At 74.2% G+C, this 24,680-nt stretch carries 24 protein-coding genes and 1 pseudogene; 12 read left to right on the top strand and 13 right to left on the bottom strand.

What is annotated here, in order from left to right; translation table 11 throughout:
• The first annotated feature begins 20 nt into the window (after positions 1-20).
• Complete coding sequence (locus ACZ4UX_RS06090; protein ID WP_465705773.1) at positions 21-1,037, top strand: hypothetical protein; 1,017 nt, start codon at positions 21-23, stop codon at positions 1,035-1,037.
• A 21-nt stretch (positions 1,038-1,058) separates the two neighbouring features.
• Here the strand turns inward: ACZ4UX_RS06090 and ACZ4UX_RS06095 are convergent, their stop codons facing one another.
• On the bottom strand, positions 1,059-1,736 hold the full coding sequence (locus tag ACZ4UX_RS06095) for a TetR/AcrR family transcriptional regulator C-terminal domain-containing protein (RefSeq protein ID WP_465705774.1): 678 nt from the start codon (positions 1,734-1,736) through the stop codon (positions 1,059-1,061).
• A gap of 81 nt (positions 1,737-1,817) precedes the next feature.
• On the opposite strand from ACZ4UX_RS06095, the gene ACZ4UX_RS06100 reads away from it, so the two are divergent.
• Positions 1,818-2,591, top strand: a complete 774-nt coding sequence (locus tag ACZ4UX_RS06100; protein ID WP_465705775.1) for a DUF4386 domain-containing protein — start codon at positions 1,818-1,820, stop codon at positions 2,589-2,591.
• Here ACZ4UX_RS06100 and ACZ4UX_RS06105 read toward each other — a convergent pair.
• Positions 2,579-2,947 (bottom strand): annotated as a pseudogene (locus ACZ4UX_RS06105) (hypothetical protein); the annotation flags it as partial. The gene ACZ4UX_RS06100 and the pseudogene ACZ4UX_RS06105 sit on opposite strands and share 13 nt — an antisense overlap.
• 193 nt (positions 2,948-3,140) lie before the next feature.
• Here ACZ4UX_RS06105 and sigJ point away from each other — a divergent pair.
• Positions 3,141-4,079, top strand: coding sequence for an RNA polymerase sigma factor SigJ (sigJ, locus tag ACZ4UX_RS06110; RefSeq protein WP_465705776.1), 939 nt, complete (start codon positions 3,141-3,143; stop codon positions 4,077-4,079).
• Between the two features lie 66 nt (positions 4,080-4,145).
• Here sigJ and ACZ4UX_RS06115 read toward each other — a convergent pair whose 3' ends face one another.
• The 3 genes from ACZ4UX_RS06115 to gcl form a co-directional block, all read right to left on the bottom strand.
• Positions 4,146-4,634 (bottom strand): glutathione peroxidase, encoded by a 489-nt coding sequence (locus tag ACZ4UX_RS06115; protein ID WP_329485994.1) that lies wholly within the window; start codon positions 4,632-4,634, stop codon positions 4,146-4,148.
• A 69-nt stretch (positions 4,635-4,703) separates the two neighbouring features.
• Positions 4,704-5,258 (bottom strand): pyridoxamine 5'-phosphate oxidase family protein, encoded by a 555-nt coding sequence (locus tag ACZ4UX_RS06120; RefSeq protein WP_465705971.1) that lies wholly within the window; start codon positions 5,256-5,258, stop codon positions 4,704-4,706.
• A 235-nt stretch (positions 5,259-5,493) separates the two neighbouring features.
• On the bottom strand, positions 5,494-7,272 hold the full coding sequence (gcl, locus tag ACZ4UX_RS06125) for a glyoxylate carboligase (protein ID WP_329492016.1): 1,779 nt from the start codon (positions 7,270-7,272) through the stop codon (positions 5,494-5,496).
• A 1,053-nt stretch (positions 7,273-8,325) separates the two neighbouring features.
• Between gcl and ACZ4UX_RS06130 the strand changes: the two genes are divergently transcribed.
• Together ACZ4UX_RS06130 and ACZ4UX_RS06135 are read left to right on the top strand one after the other, a co-directional pair.
• Positions 8,326-9,948 (top strand): SulP family inorganic anion transporter, encoded by a 1,623-nt coding sequence (locus ACZ4UX_RS06130; RefSeq protein WP_465705777.1) that lies wholly within the window; start codon positions 8,326-8,328, stop codon positions 9,946-9,948.
• A gap of 184 nt (positions 9,949-10,132) precedes the next feature.
• The gene (locus tag ACZ4UX_RS06135; protein WP_465705778.1) at positions 10,133-10,450 is read left to right on the top strand and encodes an MTH1187 family thiamine-binding protein; all 318 of its coding nucleotides are present in this window, start codon (positions 10,133-10,135) and stop codon (positions 10,448-10,450) included.
• A gap of 66 nt (positions 10,451-10,516) precedes the next feature.
• Here ACZ4UX_RS06135 and ACZ4UX_RS06140 read toward each other — a convergent pair whose 3' ends face one another.
• Positions 10,517-10,993, bottom strand: a complete 477-nt coding sequence (locus ACZ4UX_RS06140) for a DoxX family protein (protein WP_465705779.1) — start codon at positions 10,991-10,993, stop codon at positions 10,517-10,519.
• A gap of 242 nt (positions 10,994-11,235) precedes the next feature.
• On the opposite strand from ACZ4UX_RS06140, the gene ACZ4UX_RS06145 reads away from it, so the two are divergent.
• A complete protein-coding gene (locus tag ACZ4UX_RS06145; RefSeq protein ID WP_352295342.1) occupies positions 11,236-11,826 on the top strand; it encodes a TetR/AcrR family transcriptional regulator in 591 nt (196 codons plus the stop codon).
• A gap of 104 nt (positions 11,827-11,930) precedes the next feature.
• Here ACZ4UX_RS06145 and ACZ4UX_RS06150 read toward each other — a convergent pair whose 3' ends face one another.
• Positions 11,931-12,122: a hypothetical protein gene (locus ACZ4UX_RS06150; RefSeq protein ID WP_465705780.1), complete on the bottom strand. Its 192-nt coding sequence runs from the start codon at positions 12,120-12,122 to the stop codon at positions 11,931-11,933.
• Here ACZ4UX_RS06150 and ACZ4UX_RS06155 point away from each other — a divergent pair.
• Entirely contained in the window at positions 12,121-13,425 is a 1,305-nt protein-coding gene (locus ACZ4UX_RS06155; protein WP_465705781.1) for an MFS transporter, read from the top strand. The two genes, ACZ4UX_RS06150 and ACZ4UX_RS06155, sit on opposite strands and share 2 nt — an antisense overlap.
• Positions 13,422-14,183: an SDR family NAD(P)-dependent oxidoreductase gene (locus tag ACZ4UX_RS06160; RefSeq protein ID WP_352295348.1), complete on the top strand. Its 762-nt coding sequence runs from the start codon at positions 13,422-13,424 to the stop codon at positions 14,181-14,183. The genes ACZ4UX_RS06155 and ACZ4UX_RS06160 overlap by 4 nt, the downstream gene beginning before the upstream one ends.
• A gap of 92 nt (positions 14,184-14,275) precedes the next feature.
• On the opposite strand, the gene ACZ4UX_RS06165 is transcribed toward ACZ4UX_RS06160, so the two are convergent.
• Complete coding sequence (locus ACZ4UX_RS06165) at positions 14,276-14,545, bottom strand: helix-turn-helix domain-containing protein (RefSeq protein ID WP_352295350.1); 270 nt, start codon at positions 14,543-14,545, stop codon at positions 14,276-14,278.
• A 78-nt stretch (positions 14,546-14,623) separates the two neighbouring features.
• Here ACZ4UX_RS06165 and map point away from each other — a divergent pair, with 78 nt between their 5' ends.
• A complete protein-coding gene (gene map / locus ACZ4UX_RS06170; RefSeq protein ID WP_465606691.1) occupies positions 14,624-15,391 on the top strand; it encodes a type I methionyl aminopeptidase in 768 nt (255 codons plus the stop codon).
• Between the two features lie 32 nt (positions 15,392-15,423).
• On the opposite strand, the gene ACZ4UX_RS06175 is transcribed toward map, so the two are convergent.
• Complete coding sequence (locus tag ACZ4UX_RS06175; protein ID WP_465705782.1) at positions 15,424-16,398, bottom strand: NAD(+)/NADH kinase; 975 nt, start codon at positions 16,396-16,398, stop codon at positions 15,424-15,426.
• Positions 16,395-17,402 carry an SPFH domain-containing protein gene (locus tag ACZ4UX_RS06180; RefSeq protein ID WP_329485983.1) on the bottom strand — a complete coding sequence of 336 codons (1,008 nt, stop codon included), beginning with the start codon at positions 17,400-17,402 and terminating at the stop codon, positions 16,395-16,397. The genes ACZ4UX_RS06175 and ACZ4UX_RS06180 overlap by 4 nt, the downstream gene beginning before the upstream one ends.
• 118 nt (positions 17,403-17,520) lie before the next feature.
• On the opposite strand from ACZ4UX_RS06180, the gene ACZ4UX_RS06185 reads away from it, so the two are divergent.
• Positions 17,521-18,618 (top strand): hypothetical protein, encoded by a 1,098-nt coding sequence (locus tag ACZ4UX_RS06185; protein ID WP_465705972.1) that lies wholly within the window; start codon positions 17,521-17,523, stop codon positions 18,616-18,618.
• A 302-nt stretch (positions 18,619-18,920) separates the two neighbouring features.
• A complete protein-coding gene (locus tag ACZ4UX_RS06190; protein WP_465705973.1) occupies positions 18,921-21,176 on the top strand; it encodes a transglycosylase domain-containing protein in 2,256 nt (751 codons plus the stop codon).
• Between the two features lie 72 nt (positions 21,177-21,248).
• On the opposite strand, the gene ACZ4UX_RS06195 is transcribed toward ACZ4UX_RS06190, so the two are convergent.
• From ACZ4UX_RS06195 to ACZ4UX_RS06205, 3 genes are all read right to left on the bottom strand, one after another.
• Positions 21,249-22,520: a glycerophosphodiester phosphodiesterase gene (locus ACZ4UX_RS06195; RefSeq protein WP_465705783.1), complete on the bottom strand. Its 1,272-nt coding sequence runs from the start codon at positions 22,518-22,520 to the stop codon at positions 21,249-21,251.
• A 186-nt stretch (positions 22,521-22,706) separates the two neighbouring features.
• On the bottom strand, positions 22,707-22,982 hold the full coding sequence (locus ACZ4UX_RS06200) for a hypothetical protein (protein WP_465705784.1): 276 nt from the start codon (positions 22,980-22,982) through the stop codon (positions 22,707-22,709).
• A 126-nt stretch (positions 22,983-23,108) separates the two neighbouring features.
• The gene (locus ACZ4UX_RS06205; protein WP_465705785.1) at positions 23,109-23,657 is read right to left on the bottom strand and encodes an RBBP9/YdeN family alpha/beta hydrolase; all 549 of its coding nucleotides are present in this window, start codon (positions 23,655-23,657) and stop codon (positions 23,109-23,111) included.
• Positions 23,658-23,914: 257 nt separating this feature from the next.
• Between ACZ4UX_RS06205 and ACZ4UX_RS06210 the strand changes: the two genes are divergently transcribed.
• On the top strand, positions 23,915-24,481 hold the full coding sequence (locus ACZ4UX_RS06210) for a DJ-1/PfpI family protein (RefSeq protein ID WP_465705786.1): 567 nt from the start codon (positions 23,915-23,917) through the stop codon (positions 24,479-24,481).
• Positions 24,482-24,680 lie beyond the last annotated feature (199 nt).

Here is a 24,680-nt window from a genome sequence, read left to right on the forward strand (position 1 = left end):
CGCGTTCCCCTGGAGCAGCCATGTCCACGCCCCGCCCCGACTCCACCCCGGACTCCGCCCCGGCACCGGGCGCGGCCGCGGACCGGACCGTTCCGCTCGCCGCGGGCGCGCGGAGCGCCGACCGGACGGTCCGCCTTGGGCCCGACCCCGAGGCCACCGTCCGGCTCGACGAGACCGGGGCGGACCGGACGGTCCGCCTCGGGCCGAAGGCCGATGCCGAGGCCACCGTCCGGATGCGGCCCGACGCGGAGCAGGCGGTGCGGCTCGACGGGACCGCAGCCGCCCGTACGGTCGCGGCCGGGCCCGACCCCGAGGCCACCGTCCGGCTCGACGAGACCGGGGCCGCGAGCGCGACCTTCCTGGACCCCCGGGTCTGGGGTGGCGCACCGGCGCCAGGGGAGACCGCCACGCTGATCGGCGCACCGGCGCCGGGGGAGACCGCCACGCTCCCCGGCGCACCGGAGCCCGGCGAGACCGGCACCCCGCCGCACGGCACCCCGTCGCACGGTGTCCCGGAGTCCGGCGAGCCGGCGGAACAGCCGCTCGCACCGGGGGAGTTGCGACGGTTCGGCCCCGGTGTCCCGCCGCAGGCCGCCGCCGTCTGGCACGGTGCCGCCCTCCCGGAGGCGGAGCGACCGCCCCGCCGGCGCCGGGTGTGGCGCGTGCTGGTCCCGGTGGTGCTGCTGCTGGCCCTCCTGGCCTTCCTGTTCTGGCGCTTCACCATGCCGGCCCTAACGGTCACCGGCGTCGGTGCGAGCACCGACCCCGCGGGCCCCGGCTGCGGCGGCACCGCGGTGATCACGGCCGCGGTGGAGACCAACGGCGGCGCGGGCACCCTCCGCTACCGCTGGCTGCGCAGCGACGGCACCACTTCGGGCGAGCTGGCGCAGGAGGTCGGCTCCGGCACGCACCGCACCGAGCTGGTGCTGCGCTGGAGCTTCGAGGGCCAGGGCTCGCTCCCGTCCACCGCCACCCTGGAGCTGCTCTCCCCGGGCCCCCGGAGCGTCTCCGTCTCGTTCCCCTACCACTGCCCCTGAGCCGTCACCGCTCCTGAGCCGTCACGGCTCCCGAGTCAACTGCTCTGCCGCCCGTAGCCGTTCGAGACCGTCCAGCAGCAGGTCCAGCGCGAACTCGAACTCGGCCTGGTCGTCGCAGCCGCCGACCGTCGACGCCTCGTCGTGTCCGGCGGCGCCGGCGATCTCCGCGATGTGGGGGTAGGCGAGTGCCAGCTGCCGCAGTACCGCCGGGTCGGGGGTGGCGGCGGTGTCGTCGAACAGTTCCTGGCTGAAGCCCAGCAGCCGGCTGCCCATGGCGTGCATCGCGTGGTGCGTGAGGCCGACGGAGAAACCGCCGGTCCGGAACAGGCCGGCCATCGAGTCGAGGTAGCCGAGGACCGCCGGGGTGGGGCTGGTGCGGGACTGGACCACGCCCGCGGCCCAGGGGTGCCGCAGCAGGACCCGGCGTGCGGCGAGGACGCGTGCGCGCATCGTGGGCTGCCAGTCGCCCTCGCCGGGCGGGCCGATCTCGCCGACGACGAGGTCCACCATGCCGTCGAGGAGTTCGTCCTTGTTGGCCACGTGCTTGTAGAGCGCCATCGGCACCACGCCCAGCTCCTGGGCGAGCTTGCGCATGCTGATCGCGTCCGTCCCGGCGCCGTCGGCGAACGCCACCGCCGCTCGCAGGACCCGTTCCCGGCTGAGCGGCGCCCGCCGCGTTCCGTCCGCTGACTGCTTCATCTTGACGAGTGTACGGCGTACGCCTATCGTCATCGACAGGTGTACGCCGTACACCTCTGCTACTGGGTGGGGAGTTCCGCAATGGACACAGACAGACGCGAGGGCATGGCGGCGGGCGTGCTGTTCCTGGTGACCGAGGTCGCCGCCGTGGCCGGGCTGACGCTGTACCGACCGCTGCTGGACGGCACGGACTACGTGCTGGGCGCGGGCGCCGACAACCGGGTCCTGCTCGGGGCGCTGTGCGAGGTGGTCCTGGCCCTGGCGGTGGTGGGCACCGGGGTGACGCTCTTTCCGGTCCTCCGGCGCCGGCACGAGGGGCTCGCGCTCGGCTATGTGTGCGTCCGGCTGCTGGAGGCGGTCGTCATCGTCCTCGGGCTGGTCAGCGTGCTCGCGGTGGTGACGCTGCGCCGGGAGGCACCGGCGGCCTCCGACGCCGGTGCCTCCTCCTTCGCCGTGGCGGCCAAGGCGCTCATCGCCGTCCACGACTGGACCTTCCTGCTCGGGCCCAATCTGATCCTCGGCGTCAACACCCTGATGCTGGCCGTGCTCCTGCACCGGACCGGGGCCGTGCCGCGGGTGATCACCGTGCTGGGCCTGGTGGGCGGGCCGCTGATCTGCGCCTCCGCGGTGGCCGTGCTGTTCGGCCGCTACGCTCAGCTCTCCGGGCCCGGCACGGCCGCGGCCGTCCCGGTCTTCGCCTGGGAGCTCTCCCTCGCCGGCTGGCTCGTGCTCCGCGGCTTCCGCGGAGCGTCCGTCGGAGCCGGCGAAACCGCCGCAGTGGCGCTCGACGCCGAAGCCGGATCCGAAACCGGCGCCGCCGGCCGGAGGTGGCCCGCCGTCGCCCGGCCCAGCTGAAGCAGGCTCAGCCCGAACATCAGGACGCCCAGCGGGACGTGCAGGCTCGCCACGTGCTGGACGCCCAGGACCACCTGCGCCGACGCGAGGACGAGGAATCCGGTCGAGTGGAGGACGGGCCGGGGCGAACCGCCGCCCGGCCGCCACCTCAGGACCGAGGCGAGGACGTACAGCATCGTCGTGGCGTACATCCCGCGGGCCCCGCCGCTGTGCAGCGGTTCTCCGTAGGACGTGGACAGCAACAGCCCGGCGGTGACCGCCTGGAAGAAGATGGCCGCGGTCTGCAAGGCGATCGCGACCCGCAGGAACGCGGAGAGCCTGGGACTGTGCTGCGGTGCCGTCGTCCGGGTGGGCATGAGGGCCCCTTCCTTCTGTTGCTCGACTCTGCTGCTTCTTCTTCTCGACCGTGTCCGAGGGCCGGCGAACCGGCCGCTCATCGGTCCGACGACACAGCCACCGGAAACGTCAGGCGCCACCCCGGCCCGGGCCCATCGGGACGACCTGCGGATCATGGTGCGGTCAGGCCCGAACGAGGGAGTCGTCACGACCATGACCAGTCGAACCGAGCCCGGACCGGACCGGCCCGACCCGAGCCTGAGCGTGCTCGTGGGCGAGCGCCGGCAGCTGATCGACATCGCCTACCGGCTGCTCGGCTCGCTGGCCGAGGCCGAGGACGCCGTCCAGGAGGCCTGCGCCCGCTGGTACGCGATGTCCCGGCAGCAGCGGGAGGCCGTCGAGTCCCCCGGGGCGTGGCTGACGACGGTGGCCAGTCGGATCTGCCTCGACGTGCTCGGCTCGGCGCGGGCACGGCGCGAGCGTTACGTGGGCGAGTGGATCCCGGAGCCGCTGCCGGACGGCGCGCAGTGGCTGCACGGCCGGCCGGGCGCCGGCGGCGACCCCGCGGACCTGGTCACCCTGGACGAGTCCGTCGACATGGCGTTCCTCGTCGTGCTCGAATCGATGACCCCGGCCGAACGGGTCGCCTTCGTCCTGCACGACGTCTTCCAGTACCCCTTCGCCGACGTGGCCGCGATCGTCGGGCGGACGCCCGCGGCCTGCCGGCAGCTGGCCTCCTCGGGCCGCCGCCGGATCCGCGCGGCCCGGCCGCCGGTGGCACCGCGCGTGCGGGAAGAAGAAGGAGTCCGCATCATCAGGGAGTTCAAGCAGGCCTGGGAGGCCAAGGACATCGCCGCGCTGGTCGGCCTGCTCGACCCCGACGCCACGATGACCGCCGATGGGGGCGGGCTGGCCGGCGCCGCGCTGCGCCCGGTCACGGGCGCCGAGCGGATCGCCCGCTACATCGTCGGGATCGGCGATCTGGCGCCGGGCATGGAGCTGCTGGAGCGCTCGGTCAACGGCCGCCCCGGACTGGCGGCCCGGCGGGGCGGTGTCACCGTGACGGTGGCCGCGTTCGGCCTCGCCGGCGAGCGGATCGCGCAGATCTGGGCGGTGCGCAACCCGGAGAAGCTCGGGCGCTGGGGCGGGTGATGCCGGGGGCGGACGCGGAGGAGCCCCGGGGCGGCTGCCCCGGGGCTCCTCCGGCGGTGGTGCGGATCAGGCCGGCAGGACGGCCTCGATCGCGGTGATCACCTCGGCCGACTCCGGCTCGGTGCGGGGCCGGATCCGGGCGGCCACGGTGCCGTCCGGCGAGACCAGGAACTTCTCGAAGTTCCAGGACACGTCACCGGCCTGGCCCTCGGCGTCGGCGGTCCGGGTCAGCGCCGCGTACAGCGGGTGCTGGTCGGCGCCGTTGACGTCCGTCTTCTCGAACAGCGGGAAGGAGACGCCGTAGGTGGTGGAGCAGAAGGTCTGGATCTCCTCGGCGCTGCCCGGCTCCTGCCCGGCGAACTGGTTCGACGGGAAGCCCAGCACGGTGAAGCCGCGCTCGGCGTAGCGCGCCTGGAGCCGCTCCAGGCCGGCGTACTGGGGCGTCAGGCCGCACTTGGAGGCGACGTTGACGATCAGCAGCGCCTTGCCCTTGTAGTCGGCCAGCGAGGCGGTCTCGCCGGACAGGGTGCGCAGCGGGATGTCGTACAGGCTCACGGAAGTCCCCTTCGGATGGTCGGATATCGGTGCAGCACTCGTCACGGAACGGTAGCCGCCCCGCCCCGGTCAACCACGACCGGGCTCCGGGTGTTCCGCCCCCGGTTCCGCTCCCGTCCGACCGGACCGAGTGTCGGACCGGGCGTCGGAGCGGGCCTCGGTCCGGGCCTCGGTCCGCGCGTCGAAGCGGGCGGCGACGGCGGCGAAGTCGGCGCTGAGCCAGCGTTCGGGGCGCATCCGGATGGCGATGTCGGCGGTCAGTTGCTCGGTGGTGGCGGCGAGGTAGGCGCGGGCGGTGGCGGGCGGCATGTAGCGGTGGGCCATCGCGGCGCGCTCGGCCGGGTCGACCCCGTCCTCGATCGCGACCACCGGGCCCTCCACGCTCACGTAGCGGCAGGGCGGCTCCTCCTGCTGGGCGCAGAGCGCGAACCGCCCGCTGGCGCGGATCCGGCGGGCCTTGGCGGAGTCCCGGCCGGTCAGGATGGTGAGGACGCCGCCCGGCCGGTAGGAGTACCAGATCGGGACGGCCAGCAGGCGCCCGGCCGGTTGGGCGCCGTCGTCGCCGACGGCCAGGACGCCGACGTGCGGGCCCGCCAGGAAGGCCTCACGCTCGGACAAGCTCATGGTGAAGGGCACGGAGTGGCCTCCCGGGCTACGGAAGCCCGCGCGCTGCGGTCGCGTGCGGGCGGTACACCGGTACGTACCCGGACGACCGGCGTGCCGAACGCGGTCGCGCCGGACGGGGTGGTCGCGCCGCCGGGCGGGCGCCGTCGTGCGCCCGGCGCGGCCCGGGCGTGCCGGCCCGCGCGCCCGAGGGGCCGCAGGCCCGGCGCCGGTGGGGGCGCCGGGCCCGCGCGGCTCAGAGCGCCAGCGGCTTGATGGCCGTGGGGGCGTGCTCGGGCAGGGTGGCGAGCTCCTCGAACTCGGTCACGTCGCTCATGTCGACGGTCCGGCTCATCGAGATGTTGGTGATGCGCTCCAGGATGGCCTCGACCACGACCGGGACGCTGTGCTCGGCGGCGAGCTTCTTGGCCTCCTCGAAGGCGGCGCCCAGCTGGTCGGGGTCGGTGACGCGGATGGCCTTGACCCCGAGGCCCTCGGCGACCTTGACGTGGTCGACGCCGTAGACGCCGAGCTCCGGGGTGTTGATGTTCTCGAACTCCAGGTTGACCTGGAAGTTGATGTCCAGTCCGATCTGCGCCTGGCGGATCAGGCCCAGGTAGGCGTTGTTCACCAGGACGTGGATGTAGGGGACCTTGTGCTGGGCGGCGACCGCCAGCTCCTCGATCATGAACTGGAAGTCGTAGTCGCCCGAGAGCGCGACGATCGGGGTGCCCGGGTCGGCGGTGGCGGCGCCGATCGCGGCCGGGATGGTCCAGCCGAGCGGGCCGGCCTGGCCGCAGTTGATCCAGTGCCGCGGCCGGTAGACGTGCAGCATCTGCGCGCCGGCGATCTGCGAGAGGCCGATCGTGGTGACGTAGCGGGTCTCCGGACCGAAGGCCTTGTTCATCTCCTCGTAGACGCGCTGCGGCTTCATCGGGATGTTGTCGAAGTGGGTGCGGCGCTGGAGGGTGGCCTTGCGCTCCTGGGCGGACCCGGCCCACGCGGTGAAGTCGGGCAGCCGGCCCTCGGCCTTGAGCTCCTTGGCGACCTCGACGAAGAGCTCCAGCGCGGCCTTGGCGTCGGAGGCGATGCCGTAGTCCGGGGCGAAGATCTTGCCGATCTGGGTGGGCTCGATGTCGACGTGGACGAACGTGCGGCCCTTGGTGTACGCCTCCAGGTTGTACCCGGTGTGGCGGTTGGCCCAGCGGTTGCCGATGCCGAGGACGAAGTCCGACTCCAGGAAGGTCGCGTTCCCGTAGCGGTGCGAGGTCTGGACGCCGACCATGCCGGCGCTCAGCGGGTGGTCGTCGGGGATGGTGCCCCAGCCCATCAGGGTGGAGATGACCGGGACGCCGGTCAGCTCGGCGAACTCGACCAGCAGGTCGCAGGCGTCGGCGTTGATGATGCCGCCGCCGGCGACGATCAGCGGGCGCTCGGACTCCAGCAGGAAGCGGATCGCCTTCTCGGCCTGGGCGCGGCTGGCCCGCGGCTGGTAGACCGGCAGCGGCTGGTAGGTCTCGGGGTCGAACTCGATCTCGGTCAGCTGGACGTCGATCGGCAGGTCGATGAGGACCGGGCCCGGACGGCCGGAGCGCATCAGGTGGAAGGCCTCCTGGAAGACGCCCGGGACCTGGGCGGCCTCCAGCACGGTGGTGGCCTTCTTGGTGACCGGCTTGGCGATCGAGGAGATGTCGACGGCCTGGAAGTCCTCCTTGTGCAGCTTGGAGACCGGCGCCTGGCCGGTGATGCACAGGATCGGGATCGAGTCGGCGATCGCCGAGTACAGGCCGGTGATCATGTCGGTGCCGGCCGGGCCGGAGGTGCCGATGCAGACACCGATGTTGCCGGCCTTGGCGCGCGTGTAGCCCTCCGCCATGTGGGAGGCGCCCTCGACGTGCCGGGCCAGCGTGTGCCGGATGCCGCCGCCCTCCTTGAGGGCCCGGTAGAACGGGTTGATCGCTGCGCCCGGCACGCCGAACGCGACCTCAACGCCTTCGAGCTTGAGGATCTCCACTGCCGCGCGGGCGGCTGTCATACGAGGCATCGGGTATCTCCTGCATCGGCCCGCAGTGGGTCGGAGGGCTCATCTCCAGAATTCCACCATACGGAAGAACGGTTTCTGTATGCGGAAACAAAGTAAGGCGGGGCCCGTTGGGGCGTCAAGGGGGCTTTCAACAGAATGTGGAAGCGGGTCGCGCCGCAGGGATGGCGGGAAACCGCAGGTGGCGGGCGCGGGGGAGGGGGTGGGCCGGCCGTCCGGCCAGGCTGTCACGGCGGGTGTGGCCGGACCATCGCCCGTTCCTCCAGTCCGCCGGGCCCGAGCGGGCCCGGCGGTCGTCCCTTCGTGCAAAGCGCGCGCTTCCGGCACCGGTCTCGTTCGTGTGCCAGTCCACGGGTCGAACATGCGTACCCGTCTGGAGGTCCGAGTCGGCGCGGAAAGCGGTGCCGGTGTGCGGCTCGCGTGAAGATTCGGTGGGCGAGGTCGGCTCCGCGCGGGGCGCTGGGTACCGTCGGTGGCACGCCGGACCCGTCATGGTTGCCATGTTCAACTCGGGCTGCGGCAGGGGGAGTTGGGATCGACCGGGGGGCGGGGGAGCTCCGGCCGTCCGGTCCCGTTCCCGGGCCGGGCCCGCCCGGTCCGCGCGCGGCCGACCGAGGCACCGCCCCCTGACCGCACCCGCTCCGCCCCGACACCCATCGCCGCCGCCCGCCACGGCCGCCCGGCCCGCCCGGACGGCCGCCCGTACCGACGCCGCCCGCGCCGTACGCGCCGCGGAGGCCGCCGGGTGCCCCGCCGAGGTCGCGCCCGGTGCGCCGACGCGGTGTGCGTCCACCGGCGCGCGACCCGTTCGCCCGCCAGGTCCGCCAGGTCCGCCAGGTCCGCCAGGTCCGTCCTCGCCGTCCGCCCGCCAGGTCCGCCCGCTCCGGCGTCCGACCGCCCGCCCGGCCCGCCCGCCCCGGCGTCCGCCCGTCCGGACGCACCCAGCAGCGCGTCCGCCCGTCGGCGGGTGCGCGGAAGGAACGTACCCATGCTCCGACCCGCCTGCTGTCCCCTCGTCCGGCCCGGCACCGCTGCGGCGGTGACCCGATGAGCGCCCCGTCCGGCCGGTCCGAGAGTCCGCCGGGCCGTTCCGGCGAGGGCGCCCCGCCGGGCCGGGCACGGCGCGGTCCCGTCCGTGCCGTGCGGGCCGTGCCCTGGCGCTTCGACCTGCCGGCCTCCCTGGTGGTCTTCCTGGTCGCCCTGCCGCTCTGCGTCGGCGTGGCCGTCGCCTCCGGGGTGCCCGCCGAGCTCGGCCTGGTCACCGGGATCGTCGGCGGCCTGGTGGTCGGCGCGCTGCCCGGCAGCAGCCTCCAGGTCAGCGGCCCGGCCGCCGGGCTCACTGTCCTGGTCTACGAGGCCGTCCAGGAGTACGGCGCCGGCGCGCTGGGCCTCCTGGTGCTCGCCACCGGCCTGCTCCAACTGGCCATGGGCGCCCTGCGGCTGGGCCGCTGGTTCCGTGCGATGTCCGCGTCCGTGGTCCACGGCATGCTGGCGGGCATCGGCCTGACCCTGCTGTTCGGCCAGCTCTACGCGCTCGCCGACCGCCGGGCGCCCTCGACCGGGCCCGAGAAGATCGCCGGCCTGCCGGCGCTGCTGCGCGACGCCGTCACCGGTGCGGCGGCGCCGGCCGCGGTCGCCCTCGGCGTCGCCACCCTGCTGGTGCTGGCCTTCTGGACGTACCTGCCCGCCCGGGTGGCCCGGGCGGTGCCCGCACCGCTCGCCGCCGTCGGCCTCGCGGCCGCCGTCACGGCCGCCGCCGACCTGCCGGTCGCCCGGATCCGGGTCGCCGGCCTGCTGGACGTGGTCCGGCTGCCGGAGCGCGACGCGCTGGGCGGGCTGGCGAGCACGGCGGGCGTCGGTACCGTCCTCGCCTTCACCCTGATCGCCTCGGCCGAGACGCTGTTCAGCGCCGCCGCGGTGGACCGGATGCACCACGGCCCGCGGACCGACTACGACCGTGAGCTGACCGCGCAGGGCGTCGGCAACACGCTCTGCGGCCTGCTCGGGGCGCTCCCGATGACGGCGGTGATCGTCCGCAGCGCGACGAACGTCCAGGCCGGCGCCCGCACCAAGGCCTCCCGCGTCCTGCACGGGCTCTGGCTGCTGCTGTTCACCGCGCTGCTGCCGGGGGTGCTCGGCCTGGTCCCGCTCACCGCGCTGGCCGCCGTGCTGGTGCACGCGGGCGCCAAGCTCGTCCCGGTCCGGCGGATCGTCGGGCTCTGCTGCGAACACCGCGGCGAGGCGGTGGTGCTCGCGGTGACGGCGGTCTCGATCATCACCACCGACCTGTTCGAGGGCGTGCTGATCGGGATCGGCCTGGCCGTGGTCAAGTCGGCCTGGCAGACCTCGCACCTGCAGATCGCGGTGGAGGAACTGCCGCCTCCGGAGGCCCCGGAGCCCGTTCCCGCCACCGGTGCGGCCGCCGGCCCGGCACTCACCCGGGCACCGCTGCGGGTCCGCCTGAGCGGCAACGCGACCTTTCTGCGGCTGCCCCGGCTGCTGGACGCCCTGGAGCGGCTGCCGGCGGACCGCCCGGTCGAGCTGGACTGGTCGGGGCTGCGCCACCTGGACCACGCCTGCACGGTGGCGCTCAGCACCTGGGCCGAGCAGCACCGGGCCCGCAGCTCCGCGCCGCTGGCGGTCGAACCGCCGCTGCCGACGGTGGCCTGACGGGTCGTCCGGTCTGACGGGCCGTCCGGCCTGCCGGGGGGATCAACTCGGCAAGGGGGCGGCTCGGCAGGGTGCCGGGTCGTCGGCCGGTCCGGCCGGACCGGGCGGCTAGCCTGGTCGCGGCGCCGGGGCGCCCGACGGACCGGGCACCGGGACAGCGCCGAGCCGGAGGAGGAACAGAGCCGTGATCGCAGCGTTTTCGGTCACCCCGCTGGGGGGCGGCGAGGAGGTGGGGGAGGCGGTCGCCGCCGCCGTCCGGGTGGTCCGCGCGAGCGGGCTGCCGAACCGCACGGACGCGATGTTCACCAGCATCGAGGGGGAGTGGGACGAGGTGATGCCGGTGATCCGGGCGGCGATCGAGGCGGTTAAGGCCTACAGCGGACGGGTCAGCACCGTCATCAAGATCGACGACCGGGCCGGAGTCACGGACGGGCTCACCGCCAAGGTGGCCTCGGTGGAACGCCACCTCGCCGAGGGGGGAGCCCTGACCGGCGAGGGGTGAGCCCCGGCCGGCCGTGCGGTGAGGCCCGGCCCGCCGACCCGAGCGGGCCGGCGGGCCGGGCTTCGGTCAGCGTGCCGCGGTGGGCTGGGTGCTCGGCTCCGCCGGCGCGGAGCCGTAGGCCCGGTCGGCCGTCCACCGGGGGAGCAGCCGGTCCACCGCGAACGGTCCGGAGCCGAGCGCGGCTATCGCGAGGAACGCCCAGCAGAACAGCACCGAGGCCTCGCCGCCGTTCTGCAGCGGAAGCAGGGCGTGCTCCTGGTGGACGGTGAAGTACGCGTAGGCCATCGAGCCGGAGCAGAGCAGGGCGGCGGTCCGGGTGCCGAGTCCGGCCAGGACCAGGACACCGCCGACGAGCTGGATCAGTGCGGCCCACCAGCCGGGCCACTGGCCGACCGGGACGGAGCCGCCGCCCTTGGCGCCGCCGAAGACGCCGAACAGCGAGGCGGCGCCGTGGCAGGCGAAGAGCAGCCCGACGACGACGCGAAAGACCGTCAGGACGAGGGGGCGGACGGTGTCGACCGCTTGCTGGGGAGTAGCGGGCATGGACGTCTCCTGGGGGGAGGGGGTGGGGGACGGGCGGCGGTAAGGGTAGCCTTATCTGGAATGGCCTGACAACACTCTGTCAAGTCCACCGTGTTCGAATTTGTTCACCGTCCGTTGTTCGCATGTCAACCGTCCGCTGTCGGCCCGCCCTTTGGCCCGGCGTGCCCGGTATCCGGTACTCGCCGCGGCGGTCGCTCTCCTCTTTCTTGACCGATCGGTCTGAATATGACTAGGGTTCAGGCATGGCACGGACCAAGGAATTCGACCCCGATGCGGCGCTCCAGGCGGCCCTGGAGCTGTTCTGGCGGCGCGGCTACGAGGCCACCTCGATGGCGGAGCTGGTCGAGGAGCTCGGGATCGCCCGTGCCAGCATCTACGCCACCTTCGGCAGCAAGCACGAGCTCTACCTGCGGGCGCTGGAGCGCTACGGCGAGCAGCACAATCCGGTGCTGCTGGCCGAGCTCTCGCAGCCCGGCCCGGTGCTGCCGGCGGTCCGCGGCCTGGTCCGGCGCTTCGCGCGGGAGGCCGGGGAGGACGGCGCGGGCGGCCCCAGGCGCGGCTGTTTCGTCACCAACACCGCCGTCGAGCTCGCTCCGCACGACCCGGACGCGGCCCGGCGGGTGTCCGCCAGCCTCGACCACCTGGAGACGGTGCTCACGGCCGCGCTGGTCCGCGCCGAGGCGCAGCGGGAACTGCCAGAGGGGCGCGACCCCGTGGCGCTGGCGCGGATGCTGCTGGTGCTGATGCAGGGCATGCGGGTGATCGGCAAGGCCGGTGACGGCGAGGCCCGTCTGCGGGCCGCCGCCGAGCAGGCGCTCGGCCTGCTGGACTGAGCGCGCCGCCCGGGCCGGCGCCACGGCCCGGCCCGGGGGCTTCCGACGGCCTCGCGACCGGCGCACTGTGCTGTCCAAATTCTGGACCGAACGGTCATTATCAACTAGGGGGATCCGATGGCACAGGGGGTTTCGACGCCCGCACGGGTGGATTCGCCGATTTCTCGGCCGGCGCCCGCCCGCACCACCGCGCGGGCGCCTTCGCGGCCGGCCCCGTCGGCCCCGTCGCCGGCGTCACCGCGGTCGGGGTTCGCCCTGCTCGGTGCCGTGCAGGCGACGCTGATCTTCACGATCATGATTCTCTCCGTCCCGCTGCCCCTGGTGGGCCGGGAGTTCGGCCTCGGCCCGTCCGGCATCCTGCTGCTCAGCGCCGCGTACGGACTCTCCTTCAGCTCCCTGCTGCTGCTCGGCGGCAGGCTCGCCGACCGGCACGGCGGCCGCCGGATGCTGCGGGTCGGCCTCGTCCTGCTGGCCGTCGCCTCGGTGGCCGGCGCGCTCGCCCCCACCTTCGCCGTCCTACTGGTGACGCGCTTCGCCCAGGGCGTCGGCGCCGCGCTCGCCGCTCCGGCGGCGGTCGCGGTGGTGCGGTCGCTCTTCCCCCGGTCCGCCGACTACGGCCGGGCGATGGCCACCTGGGGCGGCCTCTCGGCGCTCGGTGCCACCGGTGGCAGCCTGCTCTCCGGGGTGGTCACCGCCTGGGTCTCCTGGCGCTGGATGTTCGCCGTGCCGGTCCTGGTGGCGCTGGGCGGGCTCGCCCTCTCCGGTCGCCTGCTCCCTGCTGCCGAGCCGGCCCCCGGCGCACCCCCGGCGCTCGACCTGCGGGGTGCGGCGCTCGCCACCGCCGGTGTCTCCGCGGTCAGTTACGGCCTGGTCGGGTCCGGGGAGCACGCCTGGGGCGAACCCGTGGTGCTCCTTCCGCTGGTGCTCGGCGCCGCCCTGCTGCTCGCCTTCGCCGCCGCCGAACGGCGCACCGCCGACCCGCTGCTGCCGCCCGGCTTCCTCGCCGACCGCCGCCGGGCCGCCGCCCTGGTCGCCGTCATGGCGACCGCCGCGGGCACCGCGCTGGTCTTCCTGATCCTCCCGCTCTACCTCCAACAGGTCCGCGGCTGGGGCGTGCTGGCCACCTCGGCGGCCTTCCTCCCGTACGCGGCGGTCCTGCTGGCCGCCGGCCGGCTGGCCGGACCGCTGATCGCCCGCCACGGACCGGCCGCCGTCACCGCCGGAGGCCTGGCGCTGCTGGCCGGCGTCGGCCCCGCCACTCCCTTCGCCACCGGACTGCTGCCCGGTCTGCTCCTGCTGCCCGCCGGGGCCGGCCCGGCCTTCGCCGGCTCGGCTGTCCTCGCCACCGGGGGCGTCCGGCCCGGGCGCGCCGGTCTCGCCGCGGGCGTCCTGAACACCGCGATGGAGCTGGGCCCCACCGCCGGCGTCGCCGCCCTGATGGCGCTCGCCGCCACCCGCCCCACCGCCGTCGGCGGCTACGCCGCCGCCTTCGCGGCGGCCGCCGCGGGCCTCGCGCTGACCGCCGCGGCGGTCACCCTGCTGGCCCGCTCCCGACCCGCACGACCCCCGTTCACCCACACCGAGGAGTACTCAGCATGACCACGCGCTTCGCCGACAAGTCCGTCCTGGTCACCGGCGGCGGCACCGGCATCGGCCGGGGCATCGCCCTCGCCTTCGCCCGGGAGGGGGCCCGCGTCGCGGTCGCCGGCCGCACCGAGGGCCCGCTGGCCGAGACCGTCCGGCTGATCGAGGAGGAGGGCGGCAAGGCCGTCGCCCTCGTCGGGGACGTCGCGGACGCCGCCGACGCCGCCCGGCTCGTCCGGGAGACCGTCGCCCGGCTCGGCGCCCTGGACATCGCCGTCAACAACGCCGGCATCCTGGGCGCGGTGGCACCGATCGCCGACCTCGCCGAGGAGGACTGGCAGCGGGTCGTCGACACCAACCTGACCGGCACCTGGCTCGCCATGAAGCACGAGATCGCCCACATGCGGACCCAGGGCGGCGGCGCCATCGTCAACATCGCCTCCAACCTCGGCGTCCACATGCGGCTCCCGGGCCTCGGCGCCTACGCGGTCACCAAGGCCGCCGTCAGCGCCCTGACCCGCAGCGCGGCCCGCGACCACATAGCCGAGGGCGTGCGGATCAACTCGGTCAGCCCCGGGCCGGTGGAGACCCCGATGTCCAGCCGCCCGGGCGAGAGCGCCGCCGACAAGGCGGACCGGATGAAGTCGGACGTCCCGGTCGGCCGGGCCGGCGCCGTCGAGGAGATCGCCGCCGCCGTCCTCCACCTCGCCTCGCCCGAGTCCGCCTACACCGTCGGCGCCGACCTCGTCCTCGACGGCGGCATCACCGCCTGACACCCGCCCCGCCTGACGCTCGCCCCCCGTGAACGGCCGACCGGTTACCGGTCGGCCGTTCACGTCCGTCCGGCCCCGCCCGGTGCGCCGTCCTAGGCGGACAGGGCTTCGCCGTCGTGCGGGAGGGCGCAGGCGGCGGCCAGGTCGTCGAGGGAGAGGTCGAGCGCGTAGGCCAGTGCCACGACCGTGAAGAAGGCCGGTGTGGGGGCACGGCCGGTCTCGATCTTGCGGAGGGTCTCCGAGGAGATCCCCGCCACCGCCGCGATCTCGACCATGCTGCGCGTGCCGCGGGCCGCGCGCAGCAGGGCGCCGAAGCGCTCGCCGCGTTCGCGTTCCCAGGGGGTCAGCGGAGTCCTCACCATGCGCCGATCCTAGACCCGACTGGACCGTGATAGATATACCGGTATAAGAATTGGGTAGAGATGCGGGAGGGCACGACCATGGTGGAACTCAAGAACGACACGGCGCTGGCGGCGATGCGGGAGGCCGGGCGGGTGGTCGGCGAGGCGCTGGCCGCCGTCGAGCGGGCGGCCGCGGTGGGGGTGAGCCTGCTGGAGCTGGACGAGGTGGCCCGCGGGGTGCTGAGCGGGGCGGGCGCGGTGTCGCCGTTCCTCGGGTACCGGCCGTCCTTCGCGCCGGTGCCGTTCCCGGCGGTGATCTGCGCCTCCGTCAACGACGCCGTGGTGCACGGCATCCCGGACGGCTACCGGCTGCGCGACGGTGACCTGGTCAGCATCGACTGCGGGGCGGTGCTGGACGGCTGGGCGGGCGACGCCGCCGTCAGCTTCGTCGTCGGGACGCCCCGCGCGGAGGACGCCGCGCTGATCGACGCCACCCGGCGGGCGCTCGAAGCCGGGATCGCCGCTGCCGTGGTCGGCAACCGGACCGGTGACATCGGGCACGCGATCGCCGCCGTCGCGCGGCGGGCCCGCCGGGGGGTGCCGGAGGGGTTCGGCGGGCACGGCATCGGGCGCCGGATGCACGAGGAGCCGTCGGTGCCCAACGAGGGCCGCCCGGGCCGGGGTTACCCGCTCAAGCCGGGGCTGGTGCTCGCCATCGAACCGATGCTGACCGGCGGCGGCCGGTCCGACTACCTGACCGACGAGGACGGCTGGACCCTGCGGACCACCGACGGCAGCCGGGCCGCGCACTTCGAGCACACCGTGGCGATCACCGAGGAGGGACCGCGCATCCTGACCCTGCCGTAGCGCCCTCCTGGGCCGTCGTCGCCACGCCCCGCTCAGCCGAGCAGCCGCAGGCGGGTCGCGGCCACACCGAGCCGGATGCTCTGCCCCCAGGTCAGCTCCAGCGCGTCCGTCTCGATGCCGTCGCCGAAGGCGACCAGCCGGTCCGACTCGACGGTCAGCACCAGCTGCCGGCCGCCGTCGAGCACCCCGTGCACCCGGCTGGTGCCGGTGGCGGGGGAGGGCCAGGCCTCCCGGACGAACCAGGCCAGCGCGGGCGCGGCGGCCTCCGGCAGGGTCAGCGGGCCGCCGCGCTCCAGCCAGGCGGAGCGGCACCAGCCGGTGGCGCCCGTACCGGTGCCGACCAGCACGCCCGAGGAGGCCTGCGGCTCGGGCGGGGTGGACCGCGGGCGGTCGGCCGTGCTCGACGGGACGGACCGGCTCGACCCCCCGCCCGGCCCGCCCCCGTCCGGCTCGCCCTCGACCGCCAGCCGGTACCGCGCCGTCTGGTGCCCGGGCTGCCCGACGTACACCTCGTTGAGGGCCAGCAGCCGCTGGGTGTCGTCCGCGACCGCCTCGACCATGGTGCGCTCCTCCAGGTGCCGGGCGCCCGAGCGGGCGACGGCGGCCGGCAGCAGGGCGGGCAGCGCGTCGGCGCGGTGGCGGACCAGGACGCCGGGGTTGCGGCCGGGGTCGGCGTCCACGCCGATCACCGGCTGGCCGTCCAGGTACTTGGCGACGTTGGCGACCAGCCCGTCCTGGCCGACCACGACCACCACGTCCTCGGGCTCGAACAGGAAGCGCGGCAGGTCCGCCCGCTCGACCCGGCTGCGCCGCCACTCCAGCGGCACCGCGGCCGCCGCCCGGGCGAGCGCGTCGGCCTGCCGGCGGTGGCGCTCCTCGGCCTCGGCCATCGACCGGCCGCGGGCGGCCAGGAAGAACGAGGCCTGGCCGGGCGTGCCGTGGTGGGCCAGGAGCTCCTCGTACTCGGTGCGGCGGTGCACCAGGACGGCCCGGGGGGCGAGGGTCACTGGTCGCCCGCGCTCTGGGAGAGCCGGCTGAGCAGCCCGGTGAGCAGGTCCGGCGTGACGGTCATGTTCTCGATCCGGGGCAGGTGCTCGGCCAGCCGCATCAGGGCGAGTGCCCGCAGCACGGCCGGGTCGGCCTGCTGGTGGGCGGTGAGCCAGGCGGCCTCGGCGGCGGCCCGGGCCTCGCCCAGCGCCCGGGCGGCGTCCGCCTCGGCGGTGGCGAGCCTGGTCCGCCGCTCCGCCTCGGCCTCGGCGCGGACCCGGTCGGCGACCGCCTCGTCCTCGGCCTGGAGGCGCCGGTTCGCGCCCTGCTGGGTCAGCAACTGCTTCTCTCGCCGGGCCAGTTCGATCCGGTTGGCCAGCTCGTTCTCGGCGATGCCGCGCTCGTGCTCGACGGCGACCGCGCGCCGTTCGAAGGTGGCCCGGTCGGCCTCCTGCTGGACGAGCTCGCGGGCGGGGGTGCGCAGCGCGCGCTCCACCTCGGGCTCGGGGCGCAGCGCGACCACCCGGACGGCGATCACGGCGAGCCCGGTCTCGGTGATCCGCGGTTCGGCGGCGAGCCCCTCGGCCATCCGGTCGCGGACGGCGCTGACGCCGTCGGCCAGCGCGGCCGCGAGCGGGGTGCGGGCGAGCAGGCCGAGCGCGTGCTGCTGGGCGGTCTCGGTGAGCAGGGTGGCGAGCTGGTCGAGCGGGGCGGCGCGCCAGGCGCCGCTGTCGGGGTCGAGGCCGAAGTCGACGCGGGCGGCGGCGACGGCGGGTTCGGTGATCCGGTAGGTGAGGGTGGCCTGGACGGTGACGTCCTGGAAGTCGGAGGTCCGGGCGTGGAACAGCATGGCCAGCTCGCGGTCGTCCACCGGCACCTCGGAGAGGGCGGCGGTGAGCGGCCGGAACCAGAACGCCAGGCCCGGGCCGTCGTGGACGACCTTGCCGCGGTTCAGGTGCCGGATGTGGGCGGTGGGGACGGCGCGCAGGTGGCGCAGTCCGAAGCGCTTGGTGATGTCGGCCATGGGAGGTTCCTTTCCCCTTTTCGTCACTCCGACGATATTCGGCGGCGGTTGATCTCGTCAAGATGACGAAAAGCAGGGAAGGCGCCTGGCCCGACTGTCGTGGGAGGATCGCCGGGTGCTGAGGACGCGAACGAGAACGCGGCGGGGTCCGGGCCGGGGGGCGGCCCGCGCCGCGGCGGCGCTGCTCGCGACCGCCCTGACGACCGCCTCCGCCCTCGGGACCGCCGTGGTCGCCGCACCGCCCGCCCGCGCGGCCGACCGGCCCGGGCAGGCGTTCACCATCTCCGACCCGCGCATCACCGAGTCCAGCGGCCTCGCCGCCAGCCACGCCCACCCCGGCGTCTACTGGACGCACAACGACAGCGACGACGGCCCCTACGTCTACGCGGTGGACTCGCAGGGGCGCACCGTCGCCACCGTCACGCTGCGCGGCATCGAGCCGCGTGACGTGGAGGCGATCTCGATCGGCCCGGACGGCCGGATCTACGTCGGGGACATCGGCGACAACCTCGGCGGCAAGTGGCCCGAGGTCTGGATCTACGCCTTCGCCGAGCCCGCCGAACTGCGCGACCAGACCGTGGAGACGGTCCGCTACCGGGTGCGCTACGAGGACGGCCCGCGCGACGCCGAGGCGCTGATGGTCCATCCGGTCACCGGCCGGGCCTACATCGCCAGCAAGAAGCAGGGCGGCGGCGGCCTCTACCAGGGGCCGGAGAAGCTCTCCACCGCCGGGGTGAACACCTTCCGGCGGATGGTCGACGTCCCCTGGATCACCGACGGGGCGTTCTCCCCGGACGGCACCCGGCTCGTCCTGCGCGGCTACTTCGACGCCACCCTCTACCGCTGGAAGGACGGCGCGCCCGTCAAGCTCGGCCCGCTCTCCACGCCCTTCCAGCGCCAGGGCGAGTCGGTCACCTTCACGGTGGACGGCCGGGCGCTGCTCTACGGCACCGAGGGCAAGGACAGCCCGGTCTGGCGCTCGCCGCTCGACGACGACCAACTCCCGGACACCGTCCAGCCGCTGCCCTCGGCCGCGCCCTCCTCCGGTGCGGCCGCGCCGCCGGCCGGGTCGGCGGCCGCGGGCGGGGCCGCCGGGTCGTCGTCGTCCTCGTCGTCCTCGTCCGAGGGGCCGTCGGACCGGACGCTCGGCGTCCTGTTCCTCCTCGCCGTGGTGGGGGCCGTGTTCGGCCTGCGGAAGAAGCGCCGCGGCGACTGACGGGCGGAGTCGACGGGTGTGTTCGGTCCGGGTCCGGGCCCCGGGTGCGGCCGGCGAGGCGGAATCACCGTGGACGAACGGTCCTTCGGGCTTCGGGGCGCCGGCGGGGCCGGGTGGCCGACCGGCTCCGACGGGGTGAATCTGTCGCCGATTTGTGACAAAGCTTGGCCAACACCCGTCCCATGCAGGGTTTTCGTGGACGTAGTGTTCCGCCTATGTCACGGAAGAGTCGCCGTATCTCCTCCCCCGACCCGGGCGACACCTGGGTCCCGCGCACCCGGCGTCGCGAGAGTCCGCTCGCCATGGCGGGTCACGCGGTGAAGTTCCTCGGCTACAGCACGCTGGCCGGCGTCCTGCTGGCGGGCGTGGCCCTGCCGGCGGCCGGCGCGCTCGGGCTGACCGCCAAGAACACCGCGGACAACTTCGACAGCATCCCGGACGACTTCAAGACCCCGCCGCTCAGCCAGGCTTCGCAGATCTTCGACGCGAAGGGCGGCCTGATCGCCAAGGTGTACGAGCGCGACCGCACCGTCATACCCGCCGACCAGATGTCACCGCTGATACGGCAGGCCCAGGTGGACATCGAGGACGCGCGCTTCTACGAGCACGGCGCGGTCGACCTCAAGGGTGTGCTCCGGGCCGCCACCAAGAACGCCGAGAGCGGCACCACCGTCCAGGGCGCCTCGACGCTGACCCAGCAGTACGTGAAGAACGTCAACGTCGAGAAGGCCGGCGACGACCAGGCCGCCGTCCTGGAAGCCCAGCGCAAGACCCTCGGCCGCAAGATCCAGGAACTCAAGTACGCCATCAAGCTGGAGGAGGACCTGACCAAGGACCAGATCCTCACCAACTACCTGAACATCACCTTCTACGGCCACCAGGCGTACGGCATCCAGGCGGCCTCGCAGCGGTACTTCAGCAAGGACGCCAAGGACCTCACCGTCCCCGAGGCCGCGATGCTCGCGGGTCTGGTGCAGAACCCGTCCCAGTACGACCCCAAGCTGCACCCCGTCGCCGCCCAGAAGCGCCGCGACACCGTCATCGACAAGATGGTGGAGAACAAGCACCTCACCGCCGCGCAGGCCCGGGACGCCAAGGCGACCCCGCTGGGGCTGAAGTACAAGGACCCGCAGAACGGTTGCATCACCGCCAACGCCGGGATGGGCTTCTTCTGCGACTACGTCCGGCACGTGGTCAAGCAGGACCCGGTGTTCGGCAAGAGCGCCGCCGAGCGCAAGAAGCTGTGGGACCAGGGCGGCCTGAACATCTACACCACCCTCGACCCCGACAAGCAGGCCGCCGCCCAGAACGCCGTCACCAAGAAGGTCTACGTGACGGACCCGGTCTCGGCGGCGATCACCATGGTCGAACCGGGCAGCGGCAAGATCCTGGCGATGGCCCAGACCCGCCCCTACGGCCTGGACCCGGACAAGAACCAGACCGTCGTCAACTACAACGCGGACGCGGGGATGGGCGGCGGCAACGGCTTCCAGCCGGGCTCCAACTTCAAGCCGATCGTCGCCGCCGCGGCGCTGGAGGCCGGCCTGCCGGCCACCCAGATCTACCCGGCGCCGAACCGGATGGACTGGCCGACGATGAAGACCTGCGACGGCACCTGGAAGAACCTGGAGAAGGGCAAGAAGGGCGGCTCGATCCCCAACGAGTCCGAGAAGGAGTCCGGCCCGTACGACCTGAAGCAGGCGATGGCGCTCTCGGTCAACACCTACTTCGTCCAGATGGAGCAGGAGATCGGCCTCTGCGCGGTCAAGCAGATGGCCAACAAGCTGGGCGTGGCGACCAAGGCCAGCGGCGATCCGCTCCAGGAACTGCCCGCGCTGGGGCTCGGCACCCAGGAGGTGAGCCCGCTGGTGATGGCCAACGTCTACGCGACCTTCGCCGCCGAGGGCACCTACTGCGCGCCGCTCGCGATCAACCGGATCACCACGGTGGACGGCAAGGACGTCCCGGTCGTCCCCGCCAAGTGCGAGCGGGTGATGTCCGAGGACACCGCCGACGTCATCAACACCGTGCTGCTCGGGGTGACGGAGAAGGGCACCGCGCGCGAGCTCGGGCTGGACGGCGACCGGCAGATCGCGGGCAAGACCGGGACCACCGACGAGAAGAAGTCGGCCTGGTTCAGCGGCTACACCGCCAACCTGGCGGCCTCGGTCTGGCTCGGCGGCCCGGCCAAGGGCGTGCCGATGAAGAACATCCGGATCGGGGGCAAGTACTACCAGGAGATCTTCGGTGCCACCGGCCCGGGCCCGATCTGGCAGCTGGCGATGAACCAGGCGCTGAAGGGCATGCCGCGGGACACCTTCGACACCGTGTACATCCCGGACCCGCCCAAGCGTGATCCGAACCCGAGCGGGAGCCCGAGCGGCTCCGGCACGGCCTCGCCGGGCACCGCCCCGACCGGTGCGGGCGCGCCCGGCGGCCGGACGGCGGATCCGGGGCGGCCGCGCTCGACCCAGCCGACCCAGCCCGCCGACCAGCAGACCGAGCAGACCGGCCGGGGCGACGGCGACCGGCCGGACGGCTCGCAGAACGACGGCTGACCGGACCGGCCGACGGCGGTGCCCCGGACCGCCCTACGGTCCGGGGCACCGCCGGGTTCGGGGGGCGGGCGGTCAGTGGACGCCGTTCGCGGCCCAGAAGTCCTGCCGGGCCAGCACGCTGGTGTCGGTCTGGTCGGTGAAGAAGCCGTCCACGCCCAGCTCGTAGAGGTGGCGCGCCCACCCGATGGCGTCGCCGTAGGCGTTCGGGTCGGTGCCGCGGCGGTAGTCCAGTGGGAGGAAGGCGTTCTCGTTGCGGACGGTGTACGGGTGCAGCAGCAGGTTGGCCGCGTGCGCGTCGCGGACCAGCGTGGTCGGCGGCAGGAGCTTGCCGCTCTCGTCCACCGGTGCGATCAGCTGGGTGGTCGGGCCGATGCCGTGGGCGAAGCCGGCCATCCAGCGCAGCCCCGCCGGGGTCACCAGGTCGGCCACCGTGCGCCGGTCCCCGGACAGCACGAAGTCGTACGGCTGGGTGGTCGCGCCGCCCAGCAGCTGGATCCGCGGGTTGTCGACCAGCTTGGCCAGCCGCTGCAGGCTGCTCGGCTCGAAGGACTGCAGGATCGCCCGCCCGCGCCGGCCGGCCAGGCCCGCGCGGCGCAGCTCGTCGGCGAGCCGCTCCTCCAGGGGCAGACCGATCGAGCGGAAGTAGCTCGGGTGCTTGGTCTCCGGGTAGAGCCAGACCTCGCGGCCGAGCTCGCGGCCGCGCTTCCTGGCGAAGTCGGCCAGCTCGCGGAAGGTGAGCACCGGCCACCGCCCGTCGTACAGGGTGTTGCGCTGGCGCTGCTGCGGGAGGCGCTCCTTGGCGCGCAGGGTGCGCAGCTCGGCGAGCGTGAAGTCCTCGGTGAACCAGCCGGTCTGCGGCAGGCCGTCGATGGTCTTGGTGGTCTTGCGGCCCGCGAACTCGGGGTGGTCGGCGACGTCCGTCGTCTCCACGATGTTGTTCTCGTGCCGGATCACCAGGTGGCCGTCCTTGGTGGGGACGAGGTCCGGCTCGATGACGTCCGCACCGAGCTCCAGGGCGAGCTCGTAGGAGCCGAGGGTCTCCTCGGGGCGGTAGCCGGGCGCGCCGCGGTGGCCGATGACCAGCGGGTGCGGCAGCCGGTCCAGGCCGGTACCGGTGCGGACCGGGGAGCGGGTGCCGGCCGCCGCCTCGGCGTCCGCGCGCCCCTCGGCGGCGTCCGGCTGCTCGTCGGCCGGGGCCGCGAACGCCTCGCCCGCGGTCGCCGCGAACGCGGCCGCACCGAGGCCGGCGGCGCCGGTCGCACGCAGGAACCGGCGGCGCGAGGAGGCCGTGCCGGGTGCGGAGGAATCTGTCGAGCTGCTGCCGTCGAGCGGACGGTTCGTCATGGAGGCTCCTGGCTCGCGCTGGGGGCGGGGCGCTGATGGTCGTCGCCCGCAGACTAGGAGCAGCGGCGCCCGGCCGGGTGGCGTTCGGGCGAACTGCGGGCGAAGATCCGCCGTGCTCCCGTCAGGAACGCACCCGGGGCGCACCCGGTGCGGGCCGGGTGCGCCTCGGACGGAGCGGGGGCCGGGTCAGCCGTTGACCTGGCAGAGGGCGTAGGACTTCTCCGCGTGCAGCATCGACTCCAGTTCCTGGTAGCCCTGGGTGCGGTAGCTGTAGTACGCGACGGTGTACTCGACGTCACACCGGTTGGCGGCGGACAGCTGGCTGTCGGGCTGGTCGGCCACCGTCAGCGGACCGTGGGCCGAGAGGTCGACGCCGGCGGCCTGGGCGGCCCCGGCCCCGCCGGCCAGAACGGCGGCGACGGCGAGCGCGGCGACTGCGAGCGGGCGGGACAGGCGGTTCATCAACTGAGTGTCCTTCCAGAGGAGTCGGTGTGCCCCCGATTCTGCTCCGGAGGGTGATCACGGTCCTATCCCAGAACGGTGGGGGGAGCGCCCGGCTCCCCCCACCTCTCGCCCCTCAGTCCTTGTTCAGAGCTCGGCGAGCAGCTTCCGGCCGTCCGGCCAGTCACCGAGCCCGGAGTCGGCGTTGAGATGTCCGTGGGCGCCGGACTCCACGTACCGGGCGCCCCACGCCTCGGCGAAGGCGCGGGCACGCTCCGGCGTGACCCAGGGGTCGTCGGTGCTGGAGACCACCAGCGAGGGGAAGGGCAGGCGCTCCAGGGTCACCGGGCGGAATCCCGCGAGCGCCGGGACGTCGGCGTTGTCGATGTCGGCGGGTGCGACCAGCAACGCACCCCGGACGGCGGCGGTCCGTCCGGCGGCGGCCGAGGCCGCCCAGCGGGCCACCGCGACGCACCCGAGGCTGTGTGCCACCAGGACCACCGGCCCGTCGGCCGCCGCGGTGGCGATCGCGGCATCGAGGGCGGCCACCCAGGCGTCCGGCTCCGGGAAGTCCCAGTCCTCCTGCTGGACGCGCCGGAAGGCCGCCGGGTCGGCCTCCTCCCACCGGGTCTGCCAGTGGGCGGGCCCGGAACTCTGGTAGCCGGGCAGGACGAGGTAGCTGGTGCGGTCCGACATCGTGCGGACTCCCTTCGGGGGCTGACCTGGGCACCAGGGAGTCTAGGGGCCGCCCGGGAAGGGGCGCGTAGGCCCTGGCGACGGCGCACACGGCTCGCCCAAGGCGCGTGCCACGCATCACGCGCCGGGTGTGGGAGCGGTGTGCCCCGTTGCGTCGGCGCGGCCGGGTGCGGGACGTTGTTCCCGGCCCGCCCCGGCCGCCACCGGCGCGGGCCCGCACCATGTCTGACGACCAATCACATGGAGGGATGTCGGCGATGACATCGAAGGTCCTGCTCGTCACCGGTGATGCCGCGGAGTCGCTGGAGGTGTTCTACCCCTACCAGCGGCTGCTGGAAGAGGGCTACGAGGTCGACATCGCGGCGCCGACGAAGAAGCGGCTCCAGTTCGTGGTCCACGACTTCGTCGACGGCTACGACACCTACACCGAGAAGCCCGGCTACACCTGGCCCGCCGACCTCGCCGTCGCGGACGTGGACCCGGCCGAGTACGTCGCCCTGGTCATCCCCGGCGGCCGTGCCCCCGAGTACCTGCGGAACAACGCCGACGTGCAGCGGATCGTCCGGCACTTCTTCGACGCCGACAAGCCGGTGGCGCAGATCTGCCACGGCCCGCTGATCACCGCGGCCGCCGGCGTGCTCTCCGGCCGCCGCAGCGCCGCCTACCCGGCCCTGGAGCCCGACGTGGCCGCCGCGGGCGCCGAGTACGTCGACGGCGAGGCGGTCGTCGACGGCGTGCTCGTCTCGGCCCGCGCCTGGCCCGACCACCCCGCCTGGATCCGCGCCTTCATCGAGGTCCTCCGGGTCAAGGCCCCGCTGGCCTGACCCTGAGGGACCCGGGGGCACCCCTCCGCCCTGGGGCGGAGGGGTGCCCCTCAGTCCGTCAGGGTCCTGTTCCGCCTGTGGGTGGAGCGACACGCCGACGGAAGATCGGACCAGCGGTGGAGAGGCTCGGGACCTGGGTCGGACGTGTACGTCTCCCGCCGCTGTCAGAGTGTCAGTCGACAGGACCGGGGCGGATGTT

Source organism: Kitasatospora sp. NPDC028961, from assembly GCF_055564815.1.